The following is a 19,013-nucleotide window of genomic DNA, read 5'->3' on the forward strand; positions in this document are numbered from 1 at the left end:
GTCCGTGAGCATGACACGCCAGTTGTCCAGTTGTCTCTGACCCTGGGCCTGTAGGCTACAAGCGCAATCCGCCTCGCGCTGAAGCTAGCCGGCACCGATCGGGAGAGGGAGGAGGGCGGGAGATAGGTGCCGGCCTAGGCGGGAATCAGGTCCGCCGCCGCAACAGCGTAGCTGAGCCTTGGCTTGATGAACGAACGGAGCCTACCCCGGACCTTCGCGTGCCGATTTTTACTAGCTTCCCGCCAACGACAACCCACTGGCGCGCTCGCATAGGAGGGCAAGCAACTCGCTGCGCCTGGCTTCCGGCGTGTCGACGGGCAACACGAAACAAAGCGTCTTGTTGATGGCCCCGTTGCCATCGCGGATGGGCGCGGCCATGCACCAGGTGAAGCGGTCGGCCAGAGCAGCCGTCTCGCTGAAACCTTGCTGGCGCGCCAGAGCGACATCGCCGAAGAACTTAGCTGGCGCAATGACGCGGCCGTCGGGGAGCGTGTAGTCGCCAGGCGGAACGAAGTCCCGTATTTCCTGCTCGCTCATATGGCCGAGCAGCAGCCTTCCGGACGCCGTCCACGGGATCGGCACCTCGACTCCGACATCGCTTGAAATCCGGAACGGGCCAGGCGAGTCCCGGCAATCAAGGACGACATATTTGTTCCCGCGCAGGCCGCACAGTTGGACGGTCTCGCCCGTCTCCGCGGCTAGTCTGTCCAGGGTTTCGATGATGCGCCGGTAATGGGCATTATGATGTGAGTAGGCCCAGCCGAACAGATGCATCGCCTTTCCGAAATAGACATAGCCTTCCGTTCCGACGTTCTCGAGCATTTCGGCTCCCAGAAGGCTGTTGACGATTTCATAAGTGGTTGAACGCGGCGCCCCGATCATCTTGGCGATGTCGCCGACGCGCATCGGCGCGCGGTGCCGCAGAAGGGCCTCGAGTAGCATGATGACGCGGTCGATCCCGCGACGCCGTTCGCCATTGCGCGGCTCGGCGCCGGCTTCCGTTTCAATTAGACCAGTGACGCCATCGCTCATGTAGGCCGCACCCGCGCAAAAATCATTTCGGCCCTCGTCTCAAGACGCTTGAAAGATGTCAAGGCTCAGTCTAGCATCCAATTTGTCCGATATACAGGCTTATTGTCTGAAATATCGGACAATAACGAGCCGGGCGCAGAAAGTCCTGACGAGAAAAACGGGCGGTTTCCGGAAAGCGGCAACCGGCGGGTTCTCTCGTCCCGATCCCGCACGTCCAGGCATAACTTCAGAAGGGAACCATCATGACGAAATCATCGTTTTTCGCATCCGCCAGTGCCCTTTGCCTCGGTCTTCTCCTCAGCCTCGGCGCCGGTTCGCAAGCCAACGCCGCCGCTAAATGCATCAAGGGCGATCGCAAAGCGCCATATACGATCGGCTGGGCCGATATCTATTCAGTGCCGACCTGGATGAAGCAGACACAGGGCACGATCGAAGCCGAAGTCGAGACTTTGAAGAAGCAAGGCTTGGTCGACAAGCTCGTCGTGACCGATGCCCAGGGCGACGCCAACGTCCAGATTCAGCAGATCCAGTCGATGATCGATTCCGATGTCGATGCCATCATCTTGATCGCTGGTTCGTCGACCGCGCCGGCGCGCGTGCTGGCGGACGCCTGCGCCAAGGGCATCGCCATCATCAACTTCGACAGCCTCGTCGATACCGACCAGGTGACCGCCAAGGTCAACACCGATTCCTCACAGTGGGGCGACCAGGCGGCCAAGTTTCTGATCGACGCCATCGGGGGCAAGGGCAAGATCCTCATCCTCAATGGACCAGCCGGCGTTTCGGTCAGCGACGACCGGCGCAAAGGCGCCGATGCCGAGCTTAAGGCCCATCCCGATGTGAAGGTGCTTGCCGAGACGAACACGCCTTACAATGTCGCGCCCGCCCAAGAGGCCGTCACCAGCCTACTTTTCGCCAACCCCGAAATCGACGGCATCCTGTCGCTGGGCGGCGCGTTGTCGGCGGGCGCCGTGCTCGCGCTCGACAAGCAGGGCCGCGACCAGGTGCCGATCACCGGCGAGAATGCGCGCCAGTTTCTCGAACTGTGGAAGGAAAAGGGCCTGAAGAGCTGGGCGACGATGCAGCCGAACTGGCTCGGCGCCTTCGCCACCTACACCGCCGTCCAGGCACTGGAGGGCGAGGATGTGCCGGCTTTCGTCAAGATCCCGTTGCCGGTGATCGACAATTCCAACATCGACGAATACCTTGCCCGGGCGAAGGATTTCCCGGCTGACGGTTACATCTATTCGCCGTACGATGAGGATCTATTCAAGAAGCTGCTGGCCCAGAAATAAGCCTGAAGGGTTGTAGCATTGACAACCACGGCTCCGCTTCTCGCCGCGCAGGGGGTGTCGAAGTCCTTTTTCGGCAACCCCGTTCTGCGCAACGTTTCAATCGCTCTCCAGCCGGGCCGCGTGCATGCGCTGCTGGGCGAGAACGGCGCAGGTAAGTCGACACTGATCAACCTTTTGTCCGGCGCCTTGCGCCCGGACGGCGGGGCGATCGAGGTCGATGGGCGCCCGGTCTCGCGCATGACCCCCGCTAATGCGCGACAGGCCGGGATCGCCGTTGTCCAGCAGGAACTCAGCCTGACGGCCAGCTTGTCCATTGCCGAAAACATCGGGCTAGGTGCCTATCCCAAGCGGTTCGGCTTGATCGACTACAACGAGCTTGCCGTCCGGGCCAGAGCCGCATGCGATCTTGTCGGGCTTTACGAACCGCTGTCTACGCCGGTGGGGCACCTGTCCCTCGGCCGCCGGCAGATGGTGGAGATCGCCAAGGCGCTTTACCGCCGGCCGCGCGTGCTCATTCTCGACGAACCCACCTCATCGCTATCGGCAACTGAGACAAAAATCCTCACCGACCTGCTGGAGAGGCTTCGGGGCGAGGGCATCGCTATTCTCTACATCTCACACCGACTGAACGAGGTGATGACGCTGTGCCAGCATGTCACCGTGCTCAAGGACGGGACCTGCACGGCGGACTGCTCGCTGGAAGGAACCGATGCCGCCGGGCTGGTACGGCTGATGGTCGGCCGCGACCCCGGCGATCTCTTTCCACGATGGCGGCCTTCGCCATCGCCGGCCGATGCCATCTCGGTTCGTAAATTTTCGGCCGGCCTGATGCGCGACGTCGATCTCGACATCAGGACGGGCGAGGTGCTTGGCATTGGCGGCCTGGTCGGGCAGGGGCAGGAAGATCTGCTGCTTGGCCTCTACGGCGCGATCCCCGCCAGGACGGTATCCGCGACGGTTAACGGTGTTTCGGGTTTGCCCGGCGGCGTGCCGAACGCCAATGCGCTCGGCCTCGCTTATGTCCCGGCTGACCGCAAGCGCGAAGGCCTGCACCTGATCCATCCCATCATCACCAATATGATGCTGCCCGCCTTCGCAAGGCTGCCGGCGCTGAAGCTGCGCAGCCGGCGTGCCGAGCGCGATATGGCAAGGGGTCTCGCCGCCCAGCTTGCCATCAAGGGCGACCTCGACCGCCCGGCGCAGGCACTCTCAGGTGGCAACCAGCAGAAGGTCGCGCTGGCGAAATGGATGCCACACGAGCCGCTTGTGCTTCTCCTCAACGACCCGACGCGCGGCGTCGATGTCGAGACCAAGCGTGAGATCTACATGATGCTTCGCAAACTCGCCGCTGCCGGCAAGGCGATCGTGCTGCTCAGTTCCGACACACCCGAACTGGTGCACCTTTGCGACCGCGTCGGCGTGGTCCGCGAAGGCCGCATCGTGGCCATGCTCGAGCGCGAGGCACTGAGCGAGGAAGCCATCGTTTCCGCCGCAATGGGCGCCGAACAGCAGAAAGTTGCGGCATGAGCGCGGTTGCATCCTCAAGCCAAGCCGGCGCGCTCTACTGGCCGGTTCAGCTGCGCCGCAATGTCGGCGTGCGCAGCCTGTTCGCTGTGGTCCTGGCGTTCGTCATTGCCTACGGTTTCCTGTTTCCCGGCCTCTTGACAGCGTCCGGTTTCGCCAAATTCACCCAGAGCTGGTTTCCGCTGGCGCTGGTCGCAATGGCCCAGGCGATCCTCATGCTCACCGGCGGCATAAGCCTGGCCATCGGCGCCATGGTCAGCCTGGGCGCGGTGATCGCTGCGACGACGATGACTGGACCGCTGGGCGTAGCCGGCGGTGCCGCTGCGGTGGCGCTGACCGGTCTCGGCATCGGTGCCGCGATCGGGTTCATCGTCGTGAAACTTCGGTTGCCGGCGATCGTGGTGACGCTCGCTGGCTCCTTCATTATCGGCGGCGCTGCGCTGCTCATCCTGCCGAGGCCGGGCGGCGCCATACCCGAGTGGCTGTCGGACCTGCTTGCCGGCAACACGCCGGCGGCATTCGTGCTGCTGGTACTCATCGTGCTTTTGTGGAAACTCTATCTCGCCACGCCGCTTGGTTTGAGCATCTATGCTGCAGGCGAAAATCCCGTCGGCGCCTACCGCTCCAGCGTGCCGGTCGACGGTGCCCGGATCGCCGCCTACGCGATTAGCGGCCTGCTTTGCACAGGCGCCGGCCTGTTCGTCGCCGCGCAAACGGGTTCGGGCGATCCAGTCATCGGCACGGCGTTCACGCTGAATTCCATTGCCGCCGCAGTGCTCGGCGGCATCGGTTTCCTGGGCGGCCAGGGTACCATGCGCGGCGCTCTTGCGGGCAGCCTGCTGCTCAGCCTGATGATCAGTGTCATGTTCTTCCTCGGCTTCACGCCGGTCGCCCAATATGTCGCCCAGGGCCTCATCATCATCGGCGCGGTCGCCATCCCGCAATTCCGCAAGGTGCAGCAATGACAGCACGGAAAGAGAGCGTGAGCGGCAGGCGCGCCGTGACGATTCTGCGCAGCCGGCCCTTCCTTACGATCGCTACAGTTGCGGCGGTATGGATCGCGGCGAGCTTCGCTTCACGTGGCTTCGGCGCTTATGGGCATTTGCGCTATTTGGTTGAATTGGGCGCGGTGATCGGCCTGGTCGCGGCGGGCCAAACTTTCGTGGTGATTGCCGGCGGCATCGACCTTTCCGTCGCGGCGATCGTCACGGTTAGCGCTGTCAGCCTGCCGCTGCTTTCGTGGCAGGCGGATCCGACAGGGCTCACCGCCGTTCTTGCAGTTCTCACGTTGACGAGCGCAATCGGTCTGGTGAACGGGCTGGGCGTGGCGCTGTTGCGCGTTCATCCAATGATCATGACACTGGCGATGGCGACATTCCTGCAAGGTCTGCTGATCATCATCGCCGGCGGCAGTGCCGTGACCGCCGAGAACCCGCTGGTCCGCTGGCTCGGCAATGCGCGGCCGGTCGGTATTCCGGCAGGCGTGCTTTTGTGGGTGGTCATTTCAGTTATCGTTCTGACCACGATGCATGCGACATCCCTTGGCGCCCGGATATTCGCTATGGGCGCCAATCCGCTCGCCGCGGCGCTGTCCGGGGTTCCCGTCGCCTCGACCACGCTGGCGGTCTACGGCATCAGCGGCTTCTGTGCGGGACTTGCCGGTGTGTTGGTCCTCGGCATGAACGGACAAGGCTATGTCGGTATCGGCGATCCTTATCTGCTCGCCTCGATTGCCGCCGTGGTGCTTGGCGGCACCTCGATCCTCGGCGGGCTCGGCACCTATGCCGGCACCATCCCCGGCGCCATCCTGCTGGTTACGATCACGGCGCTGATCACCGTGGTCAACGCATCGCCCGGCTGGCGCAGTATCCTGTTCGGGTCGCTGATCCTGGGGCTGCTGCTTCTCTCAGGCAGAGAGCAGGCCCGCCGATGACATATCGTCCAGCCGATAAATGCGCCGTGCATTGCCGTAGAACAGTGCCGTCTGCTCGTCCGCGGAAAGCTCTCCTGCAATGGCCTTGAAGCTGTCATACACCGCATCGAACGATGCATGCAGGCCGGCGACCGGAAAGTCGCTGCCGAACATCGCGCGCCGCGTACCGAAACAGTCGATGCAATGCATGACAACCGACCTTAGGCTGTCGAGCGTCCAATCATGATCGTAGGCGACCAGATCCGATATCTTGATGGCGACGTTCTCGCGCTCCGACAAAAGCCGCAGCCCTTCGCGCCACACCCGCATCCCGTCCGCATCGCGATCGATCGGGCTGCCGCAATGGTTGAGAACAAAGAGCTGGTTCGGAAAGGCCGCTGCGAGGCGCGCCGCGCCGGTGAGCTGGCGCGGAAACACCATCAGGTCGAAAACCAGCCGGCGACGCCCAAGCAGGGACAGGCCGGCACGCCAGGCCGGATCGTCCATGATGCCGTCGCGGGCGGCAAAACGACGGGCGGGATCCGGATCCCAGCTCAGTATGTCGCGTACGCCGACGACACGGTCGAATGCCGCCTGCGCCTGGACCAGCGCCGGCGCTTGGCGGTTCGCCAGAGGTACGTGAACGACGTAACGGGCGGCCACGCCGCGCGACTTGTCGAGGGTTTCAAGCCACCGCGTTTCACCGACGCAGTCCTCCCCGGCCCAACCGGCTTCAACATGGACGGTGGCGACGACACTGTGCTGGCCGGCGTCGCGCAAATAATCTTCAGGAAGGTAGTTTCGCCGCAAGGGGCCAAGCTCGCCCAGACCGCCGCGTTCGCCAGCCGTGGGCGTGAGCCAGGGATGGCGGCCGAGGCCGAGATCCCAAAGGTGATGGTGGGCATCGATGATCGGTCCGGAGTAACGCTTTGGCACGCATCTCTCTCATGGTGTGGCCGGCATCGGAAATCGATCCGGACTTCATCCTGCGAAAGCGAAAGGACTAGCATCGGATGACCGAAAACTCACCCGTACTGTCGCTCGCGACCCGTGAAAATTTCCTGCTCGACGATCGTATCCGCGGCGTGCCGCCTGGCACCCTCGGGCTGGACAGCAGCTTTGTCGCATCTGAGCGCTGGCATCCAGCGCATGGACGTATGTCGTTGCCGGTGTTGACCCTCGACGAGGAGGCCTTCATCGCCAATCGTGACCTGTTCCTGGGGTATGCGCGAGAACAGGGCGCCGTGATCGCCCCGCATGCCAAGACCCCGATGGCGCCTGACCTTGCCCGGTCGCTGATCGAGGCCGGAGCATGGGGCACGACCGTCGCCGACATAAGGCAGGCCACAGTGATGCTCAGAGCCGGGCTCTCTCGGCTGATCATCGCCAATGAGGTCGGCGGACCAGGTGGTGCGAACCGACTTGCTGTCCTTGTCGGCGCCTGGCCCAGCGCCGAGTTCTACGTTTTTGCCGACTCTTTCGACGCCGTGAATGCGCTTGCTGAAGCTTGGCGCGCCAATGCGACGCTGCCGCCATTGCGCGTGCTCGTCGAACTTGGTGTGGGGAGGGCAGGCGCCCGGACCACCGGCGAAGCCGAGGCGATCGCCGACGCGGTTGTAGCAGCCGGAGGGCGGCTGCTGATCGCCGGCGTCGCAGCCTACGAAGGTGCCGCGGCGCAAGCCGATCCTGGCCGCACCGATGAGGCGATATCCGCACTGTTGGCAATGACAGCCGATATGTTCCTGCGGCTCCGCGCCCGCGTCGGCGGCGACACCCCGCTGATCGTCACCGCCGGCGGCTCGGTGTACTTCGACAAGGTGGTCGCAGCGCTTTCGCCCCTCGTCTCCAGGGACGGCAATGCCACGTTGGTGCTGCGCAGCGGCGCCATCTTCTTTCACGACCATGGCGTCTACGACAGGTCGCTCGGCGCACTCGATGCCCGCGACGGTTTTGCGATCGGCGGCGTCAGTGCTTCCGCACGAAATTCCTTCCATCCGGCTTTGCGCCTGTGGGCCGAGGTACTGTCGCGGCCGGAGCCCGGCCTTGCTATCTGCGGTATGGGCATGCGCGACGTGTCGTTCGACCAGGGCTTTCCGAAGGTCGTGACCATCTTTCGTGCCGGCAAGCAGCTGCCGAAAGCGCGTGCCGAGGTGTTCAAGCTCAACGACCAGCACGCCTTCCTGACAATTGCGTCGGGCGACGATATTGCCGTTGGTGACGTCGTTGAATTCGGCATCTCGCACCCCTGCACCTGCCTCGATCGCTATCGCGTGATCTTCGGCGCCGACGCGGACGGGTATGTCCGCCACGCCTTTCCCACCTATTTCGGCTGAGCAGATATCGCGGCCACTTCCAAAAAAGAGAACCTCGAAAGGATCTGATATGATCAAGTACTTCCAGTCCGGCTCCCGCATGTCCCAGGCGGTCGTCTATGGCGGCCTCGTGCACATCGCAGGCCAGGTGGCAGACGACCGCAAGGCCAGCATCGAGGGTCAGACGAGCGACGTGCTCTCCAAGGTCGAGGCGCTCCTCGTCGAGGCCGGCAGCAGCAAGTCGAGGCTAGTGGCGATCAACATCTTCCTGCCGCAGATCGCCGACTTCGATGCCATGAACAGCATCTACGATGCCTGGGTGGATCCTGCGCGCCTGCCGGCGCGCGCCTGTGTCGAGGCGCGTCTCGCCGATCCCGACCTCCGCATAGAGGTCACTGCGATCGCAGCTGTCTGAGCCGCCGCCATGCACACCGGCCTCAGCCATACACTCGACTTCGACCGGGTCGGCAAGACACTCGGCCATCTCAGCATTCCGTTTTCGATCGACCGTTCGCCCTATTTCCAGGTCAAGATCCCGATCTGCCTTGTCCGCAACGGGGAGGGCCCGTCGGTGCTTCTGATGGCCGGCAATCACGGCGACGAATATGAAGGCGAGCTGTCGCTGGCAAAGCTGGTGCGCCGGCTCGATCCCAAGCGGATCAAGGGTCGCGTCACCATCCTGCCGATGGCGAACGTGCCGGCGGTGATCGCCGCAAAGCGCTGCTCGCCACTCGACGGCGGCAATCTCAACCGCGCCTTTCCGGGCGACCCGTCAGGCACGCCAACAAGCCGGCTTGCCAATTTCCTGGAGATGGAACTGTTTCCCCGCCACGACGTCATCTTCGACATTCATTCTGGCGGCACCTCGATGGAGCATCTGCCGACCGCGCTTGTCGAGCACAATACCGATCCCGACCGGCACCGGCGCGGTGTGGAGCTGATGCGGACGCTCAGCATGCCCTATGGGTTCGTGGCCGACAACGGCCAGGCCTCACCGACCTCCATGGGTGCGGCGCGCCGGGCCGGCGCCATCGGCGTCAGCGGAGAGTTCGGCGGCGGTGGCACTGTCACGGTCGATACGATGGAGATTACCGCCCGCGCACTCGACGCCCTGATGGCCGCCTTGGGAGTGGTTGAGGCGCCGGTTCTTGCACCGGCAACCGGGCCTTCGGCGCCGACGCGGCTTCTTTCGTTGTCTCGGCATAGTCAGGGCCTTTATGCCACAAGCCGTGGTTGGTTCGAGCCGGCAGTCAGGCTGGGCGACAGCGTGACTTCAGGCCAACTGGCGGGCTGGTACCACGACCTCGAACGGCTCGACCTCGCCGAGCAAGCCCTGCACTTCGTCGAAAGCGGCATTGTGCTTTCGCGCCGGCTGCACACGATGTGCGAGGCGGGAGACTGCCTCATGCAGGTCGCCGAGCCGGTCGACTGATAAGAAGCCCTCCCGACCATACGCTCATATCGGGATCAAGACTGAGGATAACCGGATGCAACTGTCCATGTGGACCTATCCTTGGGATGTCCAGGATCTGGGCTTGGAGACGGTCGAGCGCGATCTTGTCGAGCGTGCCGGGCTCAACATGATCAGTCTGGCGACTTCGTATCACGCTGGCCGGTTCCTGCAGCCGCGCAGCCCGCGCCGGAAAGCCTATTTTCCGGAAGACGGAACCATCTATTTCAAGCCAGATGCGGCACACTGGGCCGACCTTGCCATCCAGCCCAAGGTGGCGGACGTGATCATGGAAGGCGGCGATGTGCTTGGCGACCTTGTCCGCCGGCGCGAGGTAGGCGGGCTCGGCGTTTCGTGCTGGACGGTCTGCTTGCACAACACCCGGCTCGGCATGCTTCATCCGCAGGCCGTAACCCGCAACGCCTTCGGCGATGCCAACTACTACAATCTCTGCCCATCACATCCGGAAGCGCGCGCTTATGTCCGCGCGCTGATCGCCGATATCTCGCACAGCTACAGGCCGGACCGGATCGAGCTTGAAAGCCCGTCCTTCATGGGCTTCGCCCACGAATACCATCATGAGAAAGATGGTGTCGGGCTGACGCCGGAAGACGATTTTCTGTTGTCGATATGTTTCTGTCCGTCCTGCCTTGCGCGCGCGGCCGAGGCCGGCGTCGACGGCGAAGTAGCGCGCAAGCTCGTCGGGCAATGGATCGTCGAGACCTGCGAGCGCGCCGTGCCCGAACAGCGCTTTCCAGACTTTCCGGGGAGCGGCCTCGACACTTTTTTGCCATGGCCGGAACTCCATGGCTACCTGCTGTGGCGGTTCGAACCGGTGACCAGCCTGGTCGCCGAACTGCGCGAGGTGGCCAATCCGGCGACCCGCGTTGTCATCATCGATTTGAAAGACGGTTGGCTTGGCGGCTGCGATCTCGCGGCGCTCGGCAAGGTCTGTGACGGGGCAATCCTGTGTGCCTACGACATGCAGCCCGGCGATGTCGCCAGCCTGATGGCGGCCGGACGCGCAGCCCTTGGCGTGGAAAAGTTCCTCGGCGCCGGCTACCGGCTGTTCTATCCGGAAATGGCAGGCCCCGACATCCTCACCGCCAAGGTGAAAGCTGCGACGGCGCCGGATGTCGACGGCATCAATTTTTACAATTATGGCCTTGTCCCTGCCGCACGACTCGATTGGGTGAGTGCCGCAACATCCGTTTGAAAAACCGATCCGTTGCCCCAGTCTGCTAAGACTGACCTCACTTTGCCGTGGAGCTTTATGAGCATGCCGACTATTCGCTTCGGTCACATTGGCCGGCGGCGGCCGGACAAGCTGAAAGCATGACCGTGACGGTCCATGCGGATCGAAGATCATACGCCCCCACCATAATTTTGCTGCCTATACGCTTCCGAGTATACACAATTCTGATACGGCGAAGCGTATATTGAAATTTACCTACGCGAGCGTATAATACCATGGCCAGAGAGGTAGCTGTGGACCAAATCGCCCGAACACCCAAGCAAATTGGAGATGCCGTCCGCCGGCAGCGTCGCAAGCTCCGCCTGAACCAGACCAATGTCGGGGACCAAACGATGCTGCGTCAGGCGACCATCTCGGCCGTCGAGAGTGGCGCGCCTGGGACCCAGCTCGGGACGCTTTGCGACATTCTCGCAGCGCTCGACCTCGAATTCGTCGTCCGCCCTCGGACCAAGGCAAAGCCGGCCGAGATCGAGGACATCTTCTGATGGCTCGTCCGCGGCGGCACATCCCGCTAAATGTCTTCTTGAACAGCCGTCTCGTCGGGCGGCTGAATAGACAATCCAGCGGCGCGATCGATTTTCAGTACGATCCGTCCTGGCTTGCTTGGGAGCACGCGCTGCCCGTCTCGCTATCACTGCCTCTGCGTGAAGATCGTTATATCGGTGCGCCCGTCATCGCCGTCTTCGACAATCTCCTGCCCGACAACGTCCCCATTCGCCGCCGTATGGCGGAGCGTGTTCATGCTCAAGGAATAGACGCCTACGACCTGCTTGCCGCTGTCGGACGCGATTGTGTCGGCGCATTGCAATTCCTGCCGGATGGTGTCGAGCCAGGCCCCGCCGGTATTGTCAACGGCAAACCCGTTGACGATACCGAGATTGCTCATCTTCTCCGCGATCTGGCATCGGCTCCCCTTGGGCTTGGCGAGGACGAGGACTTCCGGATCTCGATCGCTGGCGCTCAGGAAAAGACTGCGCTCTTGTTCTGGAAAGGACGTTGGTACAAGCCGCTGGCGACGACTGCCACGACGCACATCCTCAAACCACAGATTGGACGGTTGCCAAATGGCATCGACCTTTCCTTCAGTGTCGAGAACGAATTTTTCTGCCTCAAGCTGACAAGCGCCCTAGGACTCCCGAGCGCCGTCGTCGCAATCGAGGAGTTCGAAGGCAATCGCGTGCTCGCGGTCGAGCGGTTCGATCGCCGATGGACCAGTGACAATCGTCTCCTGCGTTTGCCCCAGGAAGACTGCTGCCAGGCCCTTTCTGTGCCGCCGTCACTGAAATACGAATCCGACGGCGGGCCTGGCGTTCCGGCTATCCTCAATTTGATGAAGGGAAGCGACCAACCGGAGGTAGACCAAGCTGCGGTTTTAAAGGCCGTGGTTGCCTTTTGGCTTCTCGGCGCCACAGATGGGCACGCCAAGAATTTTAGCGTCTTTCTTTCTCCCGGCGGCCGGTTCCGCATAACGCCGCTCTATGATGTGATTTCAGCGCAGCCCAGCCTTGATGCGGGACAGATCAAGCGCAACAAAATGAAACTGGCGATGGCTATTGGTGACACACGCCACTACCTCGTCGACAGCATCATGCCACGCCATTTTATCCAGACCGCCGCCAAAGCAGGGATCGGTCCGAAACCCGTCAAGGCGATCTTTGATGAGCTGCGCCAACAGGCGCTAGCGGCGGTCGAACTGGTTTCTGCATCGCTCCCAAAGGATTTTCCTGCGGAAGTCGCTGATGCCATCGGCAATGGGGTCAGGGCTCGTGTACGCAGACTGGAAGAGGCGTGATGCTGAAAGTCGAGACGCAACCAGACTGATGTCGCCATCTTCTCAGCAGCAGCAGCATCCCGGCGGCCACGGCCGCCGCTGCGTCGTCCAGCATGATGCCGAACCCACCCCTTACCTTCTCATGCGCGATAGGATGGGCCAAGGTTTGACCACGTCAAAAAAACCGGAAAGCAAGGAACCTGCCGACCACCAGAGCGGCGCGAGCGGCAGCATGGAAAGTGTGACGCGGCGCTACGCGATCCTAGCCAGTGCCTTTCCGGGATAGGATCAACTCACGGATTTGCCAGCCTGTAACTTTCTTACGAGGCCGATCAACTGATCCAGATCCGCGCGTGTAAGCGCAAGCATCTCGGCAGGGGGCTTGTGATATTCCCTTGTCAATTCCTCAATGGTTGCAGCACCCTTGGCCGTAAGCTTGACAAGCTTCACACGGCGATCGCCTGGCGACGGAATCCGTTCGGCGAGCCCGGCCTGCTCAAGCCGGTCGACCAGCCAGGTCGCCGTCGAAGGGTCGCAGTGCCATTGAGCGGCCAATGCGCCGATCGGCTTGCCCGCATCTTTGTCGAGCGTGAAGAGGGCGCGCGAGTCGTTGGGCGTCAGGCCCAATTTCTGCTGGATCGCCAACCGGTCCGGTGCGGACCGCATCAGGAAATCAAACATCAGGCGCCATGCCTCGGTGGCGTGCTGCAAGCGATCTTGGCTCGGTCTCATTCCACGCTCCTTCGAGTCTTGACACATACTTGGACCAATCATATGATTTGATCAATCAAAATGTTTTTGTGGTCAAACCAATGAGAGGAGATCCGAGATGACCAATACCACGGTTCTCGTCGTCGGAGGCGGCCTGAACGGTCTGACGGCGGCCGCCCTATTGGCTCACAACGACATTGCGTGTGTCCTCGTCGAGCGTCATCCCGACACGTCAATCCAGTACAAGTTTGCCGGCATCTCCCCGCGCAGCATGGAGATATTCCGAAGCCTCGGCCTCGAGGCGGAGATTCGTACAAATCGGACGGGGGACCAGCAGGCAGGCGCTATTGCGCGCGCCAGGAATCTCGCCGATCCGGAGATTCAATGGGGCGGACCGGCGTGGCCGGATGCAAGTGCCCTCAGCCCCACGCAACCGGCGACGTGTGATCAGCACGTCCTGGAACCGATTCTGCGCCGCTACGCCGAGCGGAACGGTGCAGACGTGCGTTTCAGCACGGAGCTGGTGACTTTCGATCAGGACGAGACCGTCGTCCGCGCGGAAATTCGCGATATCGCGACCTGCGCAAAGGAGGTCATCTCGGCCGACTATCTGATCGTCGCGGACGGTGCGAACGGTTCCCTGCGAGAGAGGCTGGAGATCAGCCGCAGCGGGGCAGGCGGCCTTCAGCACTGGATGAATGTAGTCTTTGACACGGACATGCCTCCGACGATAGGCGGCAAGCGCTTCACGTCGTGCTTCGTGACGGACCTCAACGGGATCTTCACGCCCAGGGAGGGTGGACGATGGCTTCTGGCGCTCCAGTACTTTCCCGAAAAGGGCGAGAACCCCCAGAATTTTGATGAAGCCAAGTACAGGGAACTGATCATACGAGGTGCGGGCCGGTCGGACATCACGACGAGGCTTGTCGATGCGCGCTCCTGGGAAGTGGCCGTCCTCACAGCGCGCCAATTCCGCCGAGGCCGCGCGTTTCTTGTGGGGGATGCCGCACATGTGATGCCCCCAACAGGCGCTTTCGGTGGCAATTCAGGTATCCACGACGCCCATAACCTTGCCTGGAAGCTTGCGATGGTAGCACGCGGGCATGCCGATCCCTCGTTGCTGGATAGCTATGACATGGAGCGCCGGCCGGTCATCGAGGCTACGTTGGCGCAAGCGCTCGCCCGCCTACAGAAATGGTTCGACGATCCGTCGAAGCGGCTGCCTCCTCCTGTTGCGATCGTCGAGGATTACGACGTGGTATTTGGCCAACGCTACACTGCAGGCATCGTGGCTCGGGAATCCACACCGGACGATCACCCGTTCCAAAAATCCGCCAAGCTGTCGGGTCGCCCTGGCACGCGTTTACCGCATTTCGCGGTCGGGCGCGCCGGCCGGCGGATTTCGAGTCTCGATTTGTGCGATCGCGATCTTCTTCTCCTCTGCGCCGACGAAGCATGGTGTCAGGCCGCTGACGCCGTAAGCCAACGCCTCCGTATGCCGCTGACCTGCCACGCCTTGGGTGCCAATGGGGATCTGATTGACTTGGACCATCGGTGGCCTTCCGCGCTCGGGGTTGAAAGCGGCGGTGCCGCCTTGGTCAGGCCGGACGGCTTTGTCGCGTGGCGGTCAATGCACGGTGTGCCTGATCGCGTACAGGTGCTGATCGAAACACTTGACGGGTTTGGTTTCCGTACGCAGGCACACGAACACCATCGGTGAGCGGCGGCGAGTGCCGATGCCTCCTGCGTTCTGGCACGCCGATGTCGTCGCCGGGAATGCGGGCGATGCCAAGGGCGCAGACGGCCAGCGCACGAAGCCCGGCCGCTACGACTCCCTTGCCGATCCTATCGCCTGGAATGGCCGCGATCCTGTGGCTTCGCATCGGTCCGGTCTTCCCTTGTGGCGCTAAACTCCGATGAACCACCGTGGCCTTGGCAGACCGAATGTCGCCGTTACCGCAAATGGTCAATCAAACCGTTCAGCAGGAGCAGCAACGCCCCAGCGACGACAGCCGCGGCCGCGTCGTCCAGCATAATGCCGGCCCCACCCCTTACCTTGTCATGCATGATACGGATGGGCCAAGGCTTGACGACGTCGAAAAACCGGAAAGCAAGGAAGCCTGCTGCCCACCAGAGTGGGTCGATCGGAAGCATGGAAAGTGTCGCGGCGGCGCCGAAGGTCTCATCAATGACGACGATCTGCGGATCCTCCGCCCCGGTACGGGAGATAACATGCGATGACGCCCATACGCCAACGGCGAACAGGGCCGCATAGGCAAGCACGGTCAGCCAAGGCGATGCAGGTATCAGAGCTGCGGCAACAGCCACTCCAACTATTGCGCCGACCGTGCCCGGCCATATTGGAGATAATCCCGCGCCGACAGAGGTCGCGAGCAGGTAGGCGAACTTGGGTGGAAATTTATGCATCGAGTTTCGGCCGGCTTCCCACGGATCGCAAGCGATCATAGTCACATCGTTCGGGTGCTGCCGCCAGACTGCCGTTCGATTTGCTCCGTCAGCTTGGCGAGCGCCTTATTCCGCCGGCCGCATTCGCCAAAAAGAAATCGCTGTTGCGGCGAGTTGAGAATGTTGCTGAGCCCGGTCTCGGCCCGCTTTGACCAATTGGAACGGTAGCGACGGTGGAACAAACCCGCAAATTGCTGGTAAAGCTCGGTGAAACGACATCATCAGAGGAGCCGCCATGATCGCCGGTCTCATGAAAAGTCGCATCGACCCGCTATGGGAGCAGGCCGCCTCTCCGCTGATCGGGATCGGCATGACGCCGAACCAGGTTACGGCTAGCGGGCTCGTGCTCGTCGCTTTGTCGTCGGCCGCCTATGTCTATCACCATTCAAGTCTTGCCTTTGGCCTTTGCCTGGCGTTTGCCTTCACCTTCGATGCGCTGGACGGTGCGGTAGCCCGCCGGACAAATATGAGCACCAAGGCCGGTGGCTATTTCGATGCCGTCGTCGACCGTTATCAGGAATTGGCCGTCTTTGCGGCAATCGGCTGGGTCGCCGATCTGTGGGCGATCGCAATGTTCGCGTTCGCCGGCGGGATACTCACAAGTTACGCCAAGGCACGGACGGCGCTGGAAATTCCCGTAGAAAACCATGGTTGGCCGGATTTCTTCGAGCGGATGGAACGTCTGGTGTTCATTTGCGTGCTGCTCGCCGCGGACGGAGTCGCGACCGCCATGGGCGCGGCTTCGCCCTGGATTCTGGCGGGTGGGTTCGCGCTGTACGCAGTGCTGGCCAACGCCACAGCGCTACAACGGATCAGTCGTGCATTTGCGATGCTTAAACGAGCCGACGGCAACCAGCCGTGAGACCGCAAGAACGTTTGCATTCAGCCTCATGTGAGGCTATATACTGCTTCATATGAATGGAAGCAGAGATGTTAGCATTTGGAAATATAGCCGACGTGCTGGGGCTGTCGCCCAAGGAAACGGCTGCACGGTCGCCATTCGGGCTGATGGCTCGAATTGAAGGCGGATTGCCCATCGGCGCGCTCGAACGCGTCTCACAATTGCTGGCACCGGCCGATGCCCAATTCAAATACCGCCTCGTTCCAAAGGCAACCTATGAACGTCGCAAGAGGGGCGCTCTTCGACTGTCTTCGGAGGAGGGCATGCGGGTGGCACGGGTGGCTCGTGCATGGGACTTGGCCCTCGACGTCTGGAAGATCGAAGATGAGGCTCGTGACTTTCTATTTCGACCTCATCCCATGCTGGAAGACCGACGCCCGATCGAAATGGTCATCCGAAACGAGATCGGCGCCGAGCTGGTGATCGATATCCTTGCAGGCCTGAAATACGGCACTGCCGCTTGACGGCGCAGATACTCGATCGGACGCTGCCGTGCTTCAGGATCGGCGATCCTGCCGGCATCCATCCGTTCTTTGACGCGACGGGCTCGACGATCGCGCCCGGCCGCTGGAACACGCCTGGCAGCCCAGTGATTTACACCAGCGAGCACTATTCGACAGCGTTGCTGGAAAAGCTGGTGCACGGCAGCGGCAGACTGCCGCCCAACCAGCACTACGTCCAGATCATGGTTCCGCGCGGGCTAAGCTACGAGATATTTTCGCAGCCGTCGCTGCCGGGGTGGGATATGATGCCGGCAAAGGTGAGCAAGGAATTCGGCGAGACGTGGTATGTCGAGCGCCGCAGCGCGATCTTGATCGTGCCAAGCGTCGTGGCTCGCCTCGACAACAACGTGTTGATCAATCCGACCCATCCGGAGTTTGCCTTGATCACAGCCAGCCTGCATCAACCCGTATATTGGGACAGTCGCCTGTTCGGCTCCTGAGCAGGTCAGGAGGGGCAGGTTCCTGCCTGTGGCGTCGATTGTTCAAACTCGTCAGCGCCAGGCCAAGCCTGGGGCGACATGGGTCAGAATCGCCTCGATGACATGGGCGTTGTAGTCGACCCCGAGCTGGTTGGGGACGGTAAGCAGCAGCGTATCGGCCTCGGCGATGGCTTCGTCGCCCTTTAGCTGCTCGATGAGGATGTCCGGCTCGGCGGCATAGGAGCGGCCGAAGACGGCGCGCCTGTCTGCCTCGATGTAACCGAACTGATCTCCGCTCTCATTGCCGCCGAAATAGGCGCGGTCGCGATCGTCGACCAAGGCAAAAATGCTCCGGCTGACCGACACCCGCGGCTCGCGCGTGTGTCCGGCCGTCTTCCAGGCCTCACGAAAAGCCCGGATCTGTTCGGCCTGCTGGATGTGAAACGGCTTTCCGCCTTCATCGAATTTGAGCGTGGAGCTTTGCAGGTTCATCCCCAGCTTCGCCGCCCATTCCGCCGTGGCGTTGGTGGCGGCGCCCCACCAGATGCGGTCGCGCAGGCCCTCCGAGTGTGGTTCAACGCGAAGCAGGCCGGGCGGGTTGGGAAACATCGGCCGCGGATTGGGCTGCGCAAAGCCTTTGCCCAGCAACACTTCGAGCAGCACTTCGGTGTGTCTGCGTGCCATGTCGGCATCGCTCTCGCCCTCTTGCGGGGCATAGCCGAAGTAGCGCCATCCCTCGATTACCTGCTCCGGCGAGCCGCGGCTGATGCCCAGCTGCAGACGCCCTCCGGCGATTAGGTCGGCGGCGCCGGCGTCCTCGGCCATGTAGAGCGGGTTCTCATAGCGCATGTCGATCACCGCCGTGCCGATCTCGATTCGGCTGGTCTTCGCCCCAACCGCTGCCAGCAGCGGAAAGGGCGAGGCGAGCTGACGGGCGAAATGATGCACGCGGAAATACGCGCCGTCCGCACCCAGCTCCTCGGCCGCGACGGCCAGCTCGACGGACTGCAAAAGCGCGTCGGATGCCGTCCGCGTCTGCGATTGCGGCGAGGGCGTCCAGTGCCCGAACGAGAGGAAACCAATCTTCTTCATGAGAACCAGCCTAAAGGGGAGCCAGGTGCAGACTATGCTGCGGCGCGCAGCAAAGCATCGCAAAATCGGTGCCGATGATCGCCTGCCTTGACGCGCAAAGCTTGAATCGGCGGTTGTTGATCAACGATGCCGACCGTGCCGAGCTGCCGTCGGACGCGAGTCTAGGAAGGTGCCGCGAACGCGAGCAATATCGCGATGAGGATCAACAGCGGTCCCATCCATTTGAAGTGAACCCCAAAGTTGGTCCACCATGCTTGCTGCTGGCCCGGGCGAGCTTGGAACGGGTCCGCGAGAAATCCGAAGCCGACGCCAGCCATCCACAACCCGGCGCAGAACATGATGAACTCGTCGATGTACTCCGCGACCACGC

Annotated in this window: 20 protein-coding genes; 14 read left to right on the forward strand and 6 right to left on the reverse strand. The window is 62.2% G+C overall.

What is annotated here, in order from left to right:
• Nucleotides 1-231: 231 nt before the first annotated feature.
• Entirely contained in the window at nt 232-1,032 is an 801-nt protein-coding gene (locus tag NKJ28_RS15450; RefSeq protein ID WP_352636370.1) for an IclR family transcriptional regulator, read from the reverse strand.
• 242 nt (nt 1,033-1,274) lie between these two features.
• Here NKJ28_RS15450 and NKJ28_RS15455 point away from each other — a divergent pair, with 242 nt between their 5' ends.
• From NKJ28_RS15455 to NKJ28_RS15470, 4 genes are read left to right on the forward strand one after another with little or no spacing between them, the layout of a single operon-like run.
• A complete protein-coding gene (locus NKJ28_RS15455; RefSeq protein ID WP_352636371.1) occupies nt 1,275-2,327 on the forward strand; it encodes an ABC transporter substrate-binding protein in 1,053 nt (350 codons plus the stop codon).
• A gap of 18 nt (nt 2,328-2,345) precedes the next feature.
• Nucleotides 2,346-3,854: a sugar ABC transporter ATP-binding protein gene (locus NKJ28_RS15460; RefSeq protein WP_352636372.1), complete on the forward strand. Its 1,509-nt coding sequence runs from the start codon at nt 2,346-2,348 to the stop codon at nt 3,852-3,854.
• Nucleotides 3,851-4,816, forward strand: a complete 966-nt coding sequence (locus NKJ28_RS15465; RefSeq protein ID WP_352636373.1) for an ABC transporter permease — start codon at nt 3,851-3,853, stop codon at nt 4,814-4,816. The genes NKJ28_RS15460 and NKJ28_RS15465 overlap by 4 nt, the downstream gene beginning before the upstream one ends.
• Nucleotides 4,813-5,784 (forward strand): ABC transporter permease, encoded by a 972-nt coding sequence (locus NKJ28_RS15470; RefSeq protein WP_352636374.1) that lies wholly within the window; start codon nt 4,813-4,815, stop codon nt 5,782-5,784. Before NKJ28_RS15465 ends, NKJ28_RS15470 begins: the two co-directional genes overlap by 4 nt.
• Here the strand turns inward: NKJ28_RS15470 and NKJ28_RS15475 are convergent.
• A complete protein-coding gene (locus NKJ28_RS15475) occupies nt 5,758-6,699 on the reverse strand; it encodes an amidohydrolase family protein (protein ID WP_352636375.1) in 942 nt (313 codons plus the stop codon). The genes NKJ28_RS15470 and NKJ28_RS15475 overlap by 27 nt on opposite strands.
• A gap of 77 nt (nt 6,700-6,776) precedes the next feature.
• Between NKJ28_RS15475 and NKJ28_RS15480 the strand changes: the two genes are divergently transcribed.
• The 6 genes from NKJ28_RS15480 to NKJ28_RS15505 all read left to right on the forward strand — a co-directional run bounded on the left by NKJ28_RS15480 (nt 6,777) and on the right by NKJ28_RS15505 (nt 12,572).
• Entirely contained in the window at nt 6,777-8,096 is a 1,320-nt protein-coding gene (locus tag NKJ28_RS15480; protein ID WP_352623086.1) for an alanine racemase, read from the forward strand.
• A gap of 49 nt (nt 8,097-8,145) precedes the next feature.
• Nucleotides 8,146-8,490, forward strand: a complete 345-nt coding sequence (locus NKJ28_RS15485; RefSeq protein ID WP_352636376.1) for a RidA family protein — start codon at nt 8,146-8,148, stop codon at nt 8,488-8,490.
• 9 nt (nt 8,491-8,499) lie between these two features.
• Entirely contained in the window at nt 8,500-9,507 is a 1,008-nt protein-coding gene (locus NKJ28_RS15490; protein WP_352636377.1) for a succinylglutamate desuccinylase/aspartoacylase family protein, read from the forward strand.
• Between the two features lie 55 nt (nt 9,508-9,562).
• Complete coding sequence (locus tag NKJ28_RS15495; protein ID WP_352636378.1) at nt 9,563-10,741, forward strand: hypothetical protein; 1,179 nt, start codon at nt 9,563-9,565, stop codon at nt 10,739-10,741.
• Nucleotides 10,742-11,112: 371 nt separating this feature from the next.
• Nucleotides 11,113-11,265 carry a helix-turn-helix domain-containing protein gene (locus NKJ28_RS33005; protein WP_502896956.1) on the forward strand — a complete coding sequence of 51 codons (153 nt, stop codon included), beginning with the start codon at nt 11,113-11,115 and terminating at the stop codon, nt 11,263-11,265.
• Nucleotides 11,265-12,572 (forward strand): type II toxin-antitoxin system HipA family toxin, encoded by a 1,308-nt coding sequence (locus NKJ28_RS15505; protein WP_352636379.1) that lies wholly within the window; start codon nt 11,265-11,267, stop codon nt 12,570-12,572. Before NKJ28_RS33005 ends, NKJ28_RS15505 begins: the two co-directional genes overlap by 1 nt.
• 267 nt (nt 12,573-12,839) lie before the next feature.
• On the opposite strand, the gene NKJ28_RS15510 is transcribed toward NKJ28_RS15505, so the two are convergent.
• Nucleotides 12,840-13,283: a MarR family winged helix-turn-helix transcriptional regulator gene (locus tag NKJ28_RS15510; protein ID WP_352636380.1), complete on the reverse strand. Its 444-nt coding sequence runs from the start codon at nt 13,281-13,283 to the stop codon at nt 12,840-12,842.
• Between the two features lie 97 nt (nt 13,284-13,380).
• Between NKJ28_RS15510 and NKJ28_RS15515 the strand changes: the two genes are divergently transcribed.
• On the forward strand, nt 13,381-14,982 hold the full coding sequence (locus NKJ28_RS15515) for an FAD-dependent monooxygenase (protein WP_352636381.1): 1,602 nt from the start codon (nt 13,381-13,383) through the stop codon (nt 14,980-14,982).
• 233 nt (nt 14,983-15,215) lie between these two features.
• Here the strand turns inward: NKJ28_RS15515 and NKJ28_RS15520 are convergent, their stop codons facing one another.
• Nucleotides 15,216-15,728: a phosphatidylglycerophosphatase A family protein gene (locus NKJ28_RS15520; RefSeq protein ID WP_352636382.1), complete on the reverse strand. Its 513-nt coding sequence runs from the start codon at nt 15,726-15,728 to the stop codon at nt 15,216-15,218.
• A 235-nt stretch (nt 15,729-15,963) separates the two neighbouring features.
• Here NKJ28_RS15520 and NKJ28_RS15525 point away from each other — a divergent pair, with 235 nt between their 5' ends.
• From NKJ28_RS15525 to NKJ28_RS15535, 3 genes are all read left to right on the forward strand, one after another.
• Nucleotides 15,964-16,590 carry a CDP-alcohol phosphatidyltransferase family protein gene (locus NKJ28_RS15525; protein WP_352569917.1) on the forward strand — a complete coding sequence of 209 codons (627 nt, stop codon included), beginning with the start codon at nt 15,964-15,966 and terminating at the stop codon, nt 16,588-16,590.
• 68 nt (nt 16,591-16,658) lie between these two features.
• A complete protein-coding gene (locus tag NKJ28_RS15530; protein WP_352570002.1) occupies nt 16,659-17,093 on the forward strand; it encodes an antitoxin Xre-like helix-turn-helix domain-containing protein in 435 nt (144 codons plus the stop codon).
• The gene (locus tag NKJ28_RS15535; protein WP_352569916.1) at nt 17,090-17,572 is read left to right on the forward strand and encodes an RES family NAD+ phosphorylase; all 483 of its coding nucleotides are present in this window, start codon (nt 17,090-17,092) and stop codon (nt 17,570-17,572) included. The genes NKJ28_RS15530 and NKJ28_RS15535 overlap by 4 nt, the downstream gene beginning before the upstream one ends.
• A 51-nt stretch (nt 17,573-17,623) precedes the next feature.
• Here the strand turns inward: NKJ28_RS15535 and NKJ28_RS15540 are convergent, their stop codons facing one another.
• Entirely contained in the window at nt 17,624-18,643 is a 1,020-nt protein-coding gene (locus NKJ28_RS15540) for an LLM class flavin-dependent oxidoreductase (RefSeq protein WP_352569915.1), read from the reverse strand.
• Between the two features lie 161 nt (nt 18,644-18,804).
• Nucleotides 18,805-19,011, reverse strand: coding sequence for a hypothetical protein (locus tag NKJ28_RS15545; RefSeq protein WP_352569914.1), 207 nt, complete (start codon nt 19,009-19,011; stop codon nt 18,805-18,807).
• Nucleotides 19,012-19,013 lie beyond the last annotated feature (2 nt).

It is taken from the genome of Mesorhizobium sp. M0145, assembly GCF_040322355.1.
In the GTDB taxonomy this organism is placed as follows: domain Bacteria; phylum Pseudomonadota; class Alphaproteobacteria; order Rhizobiales; family Rhizobiaceae; genus Mesorhizobium.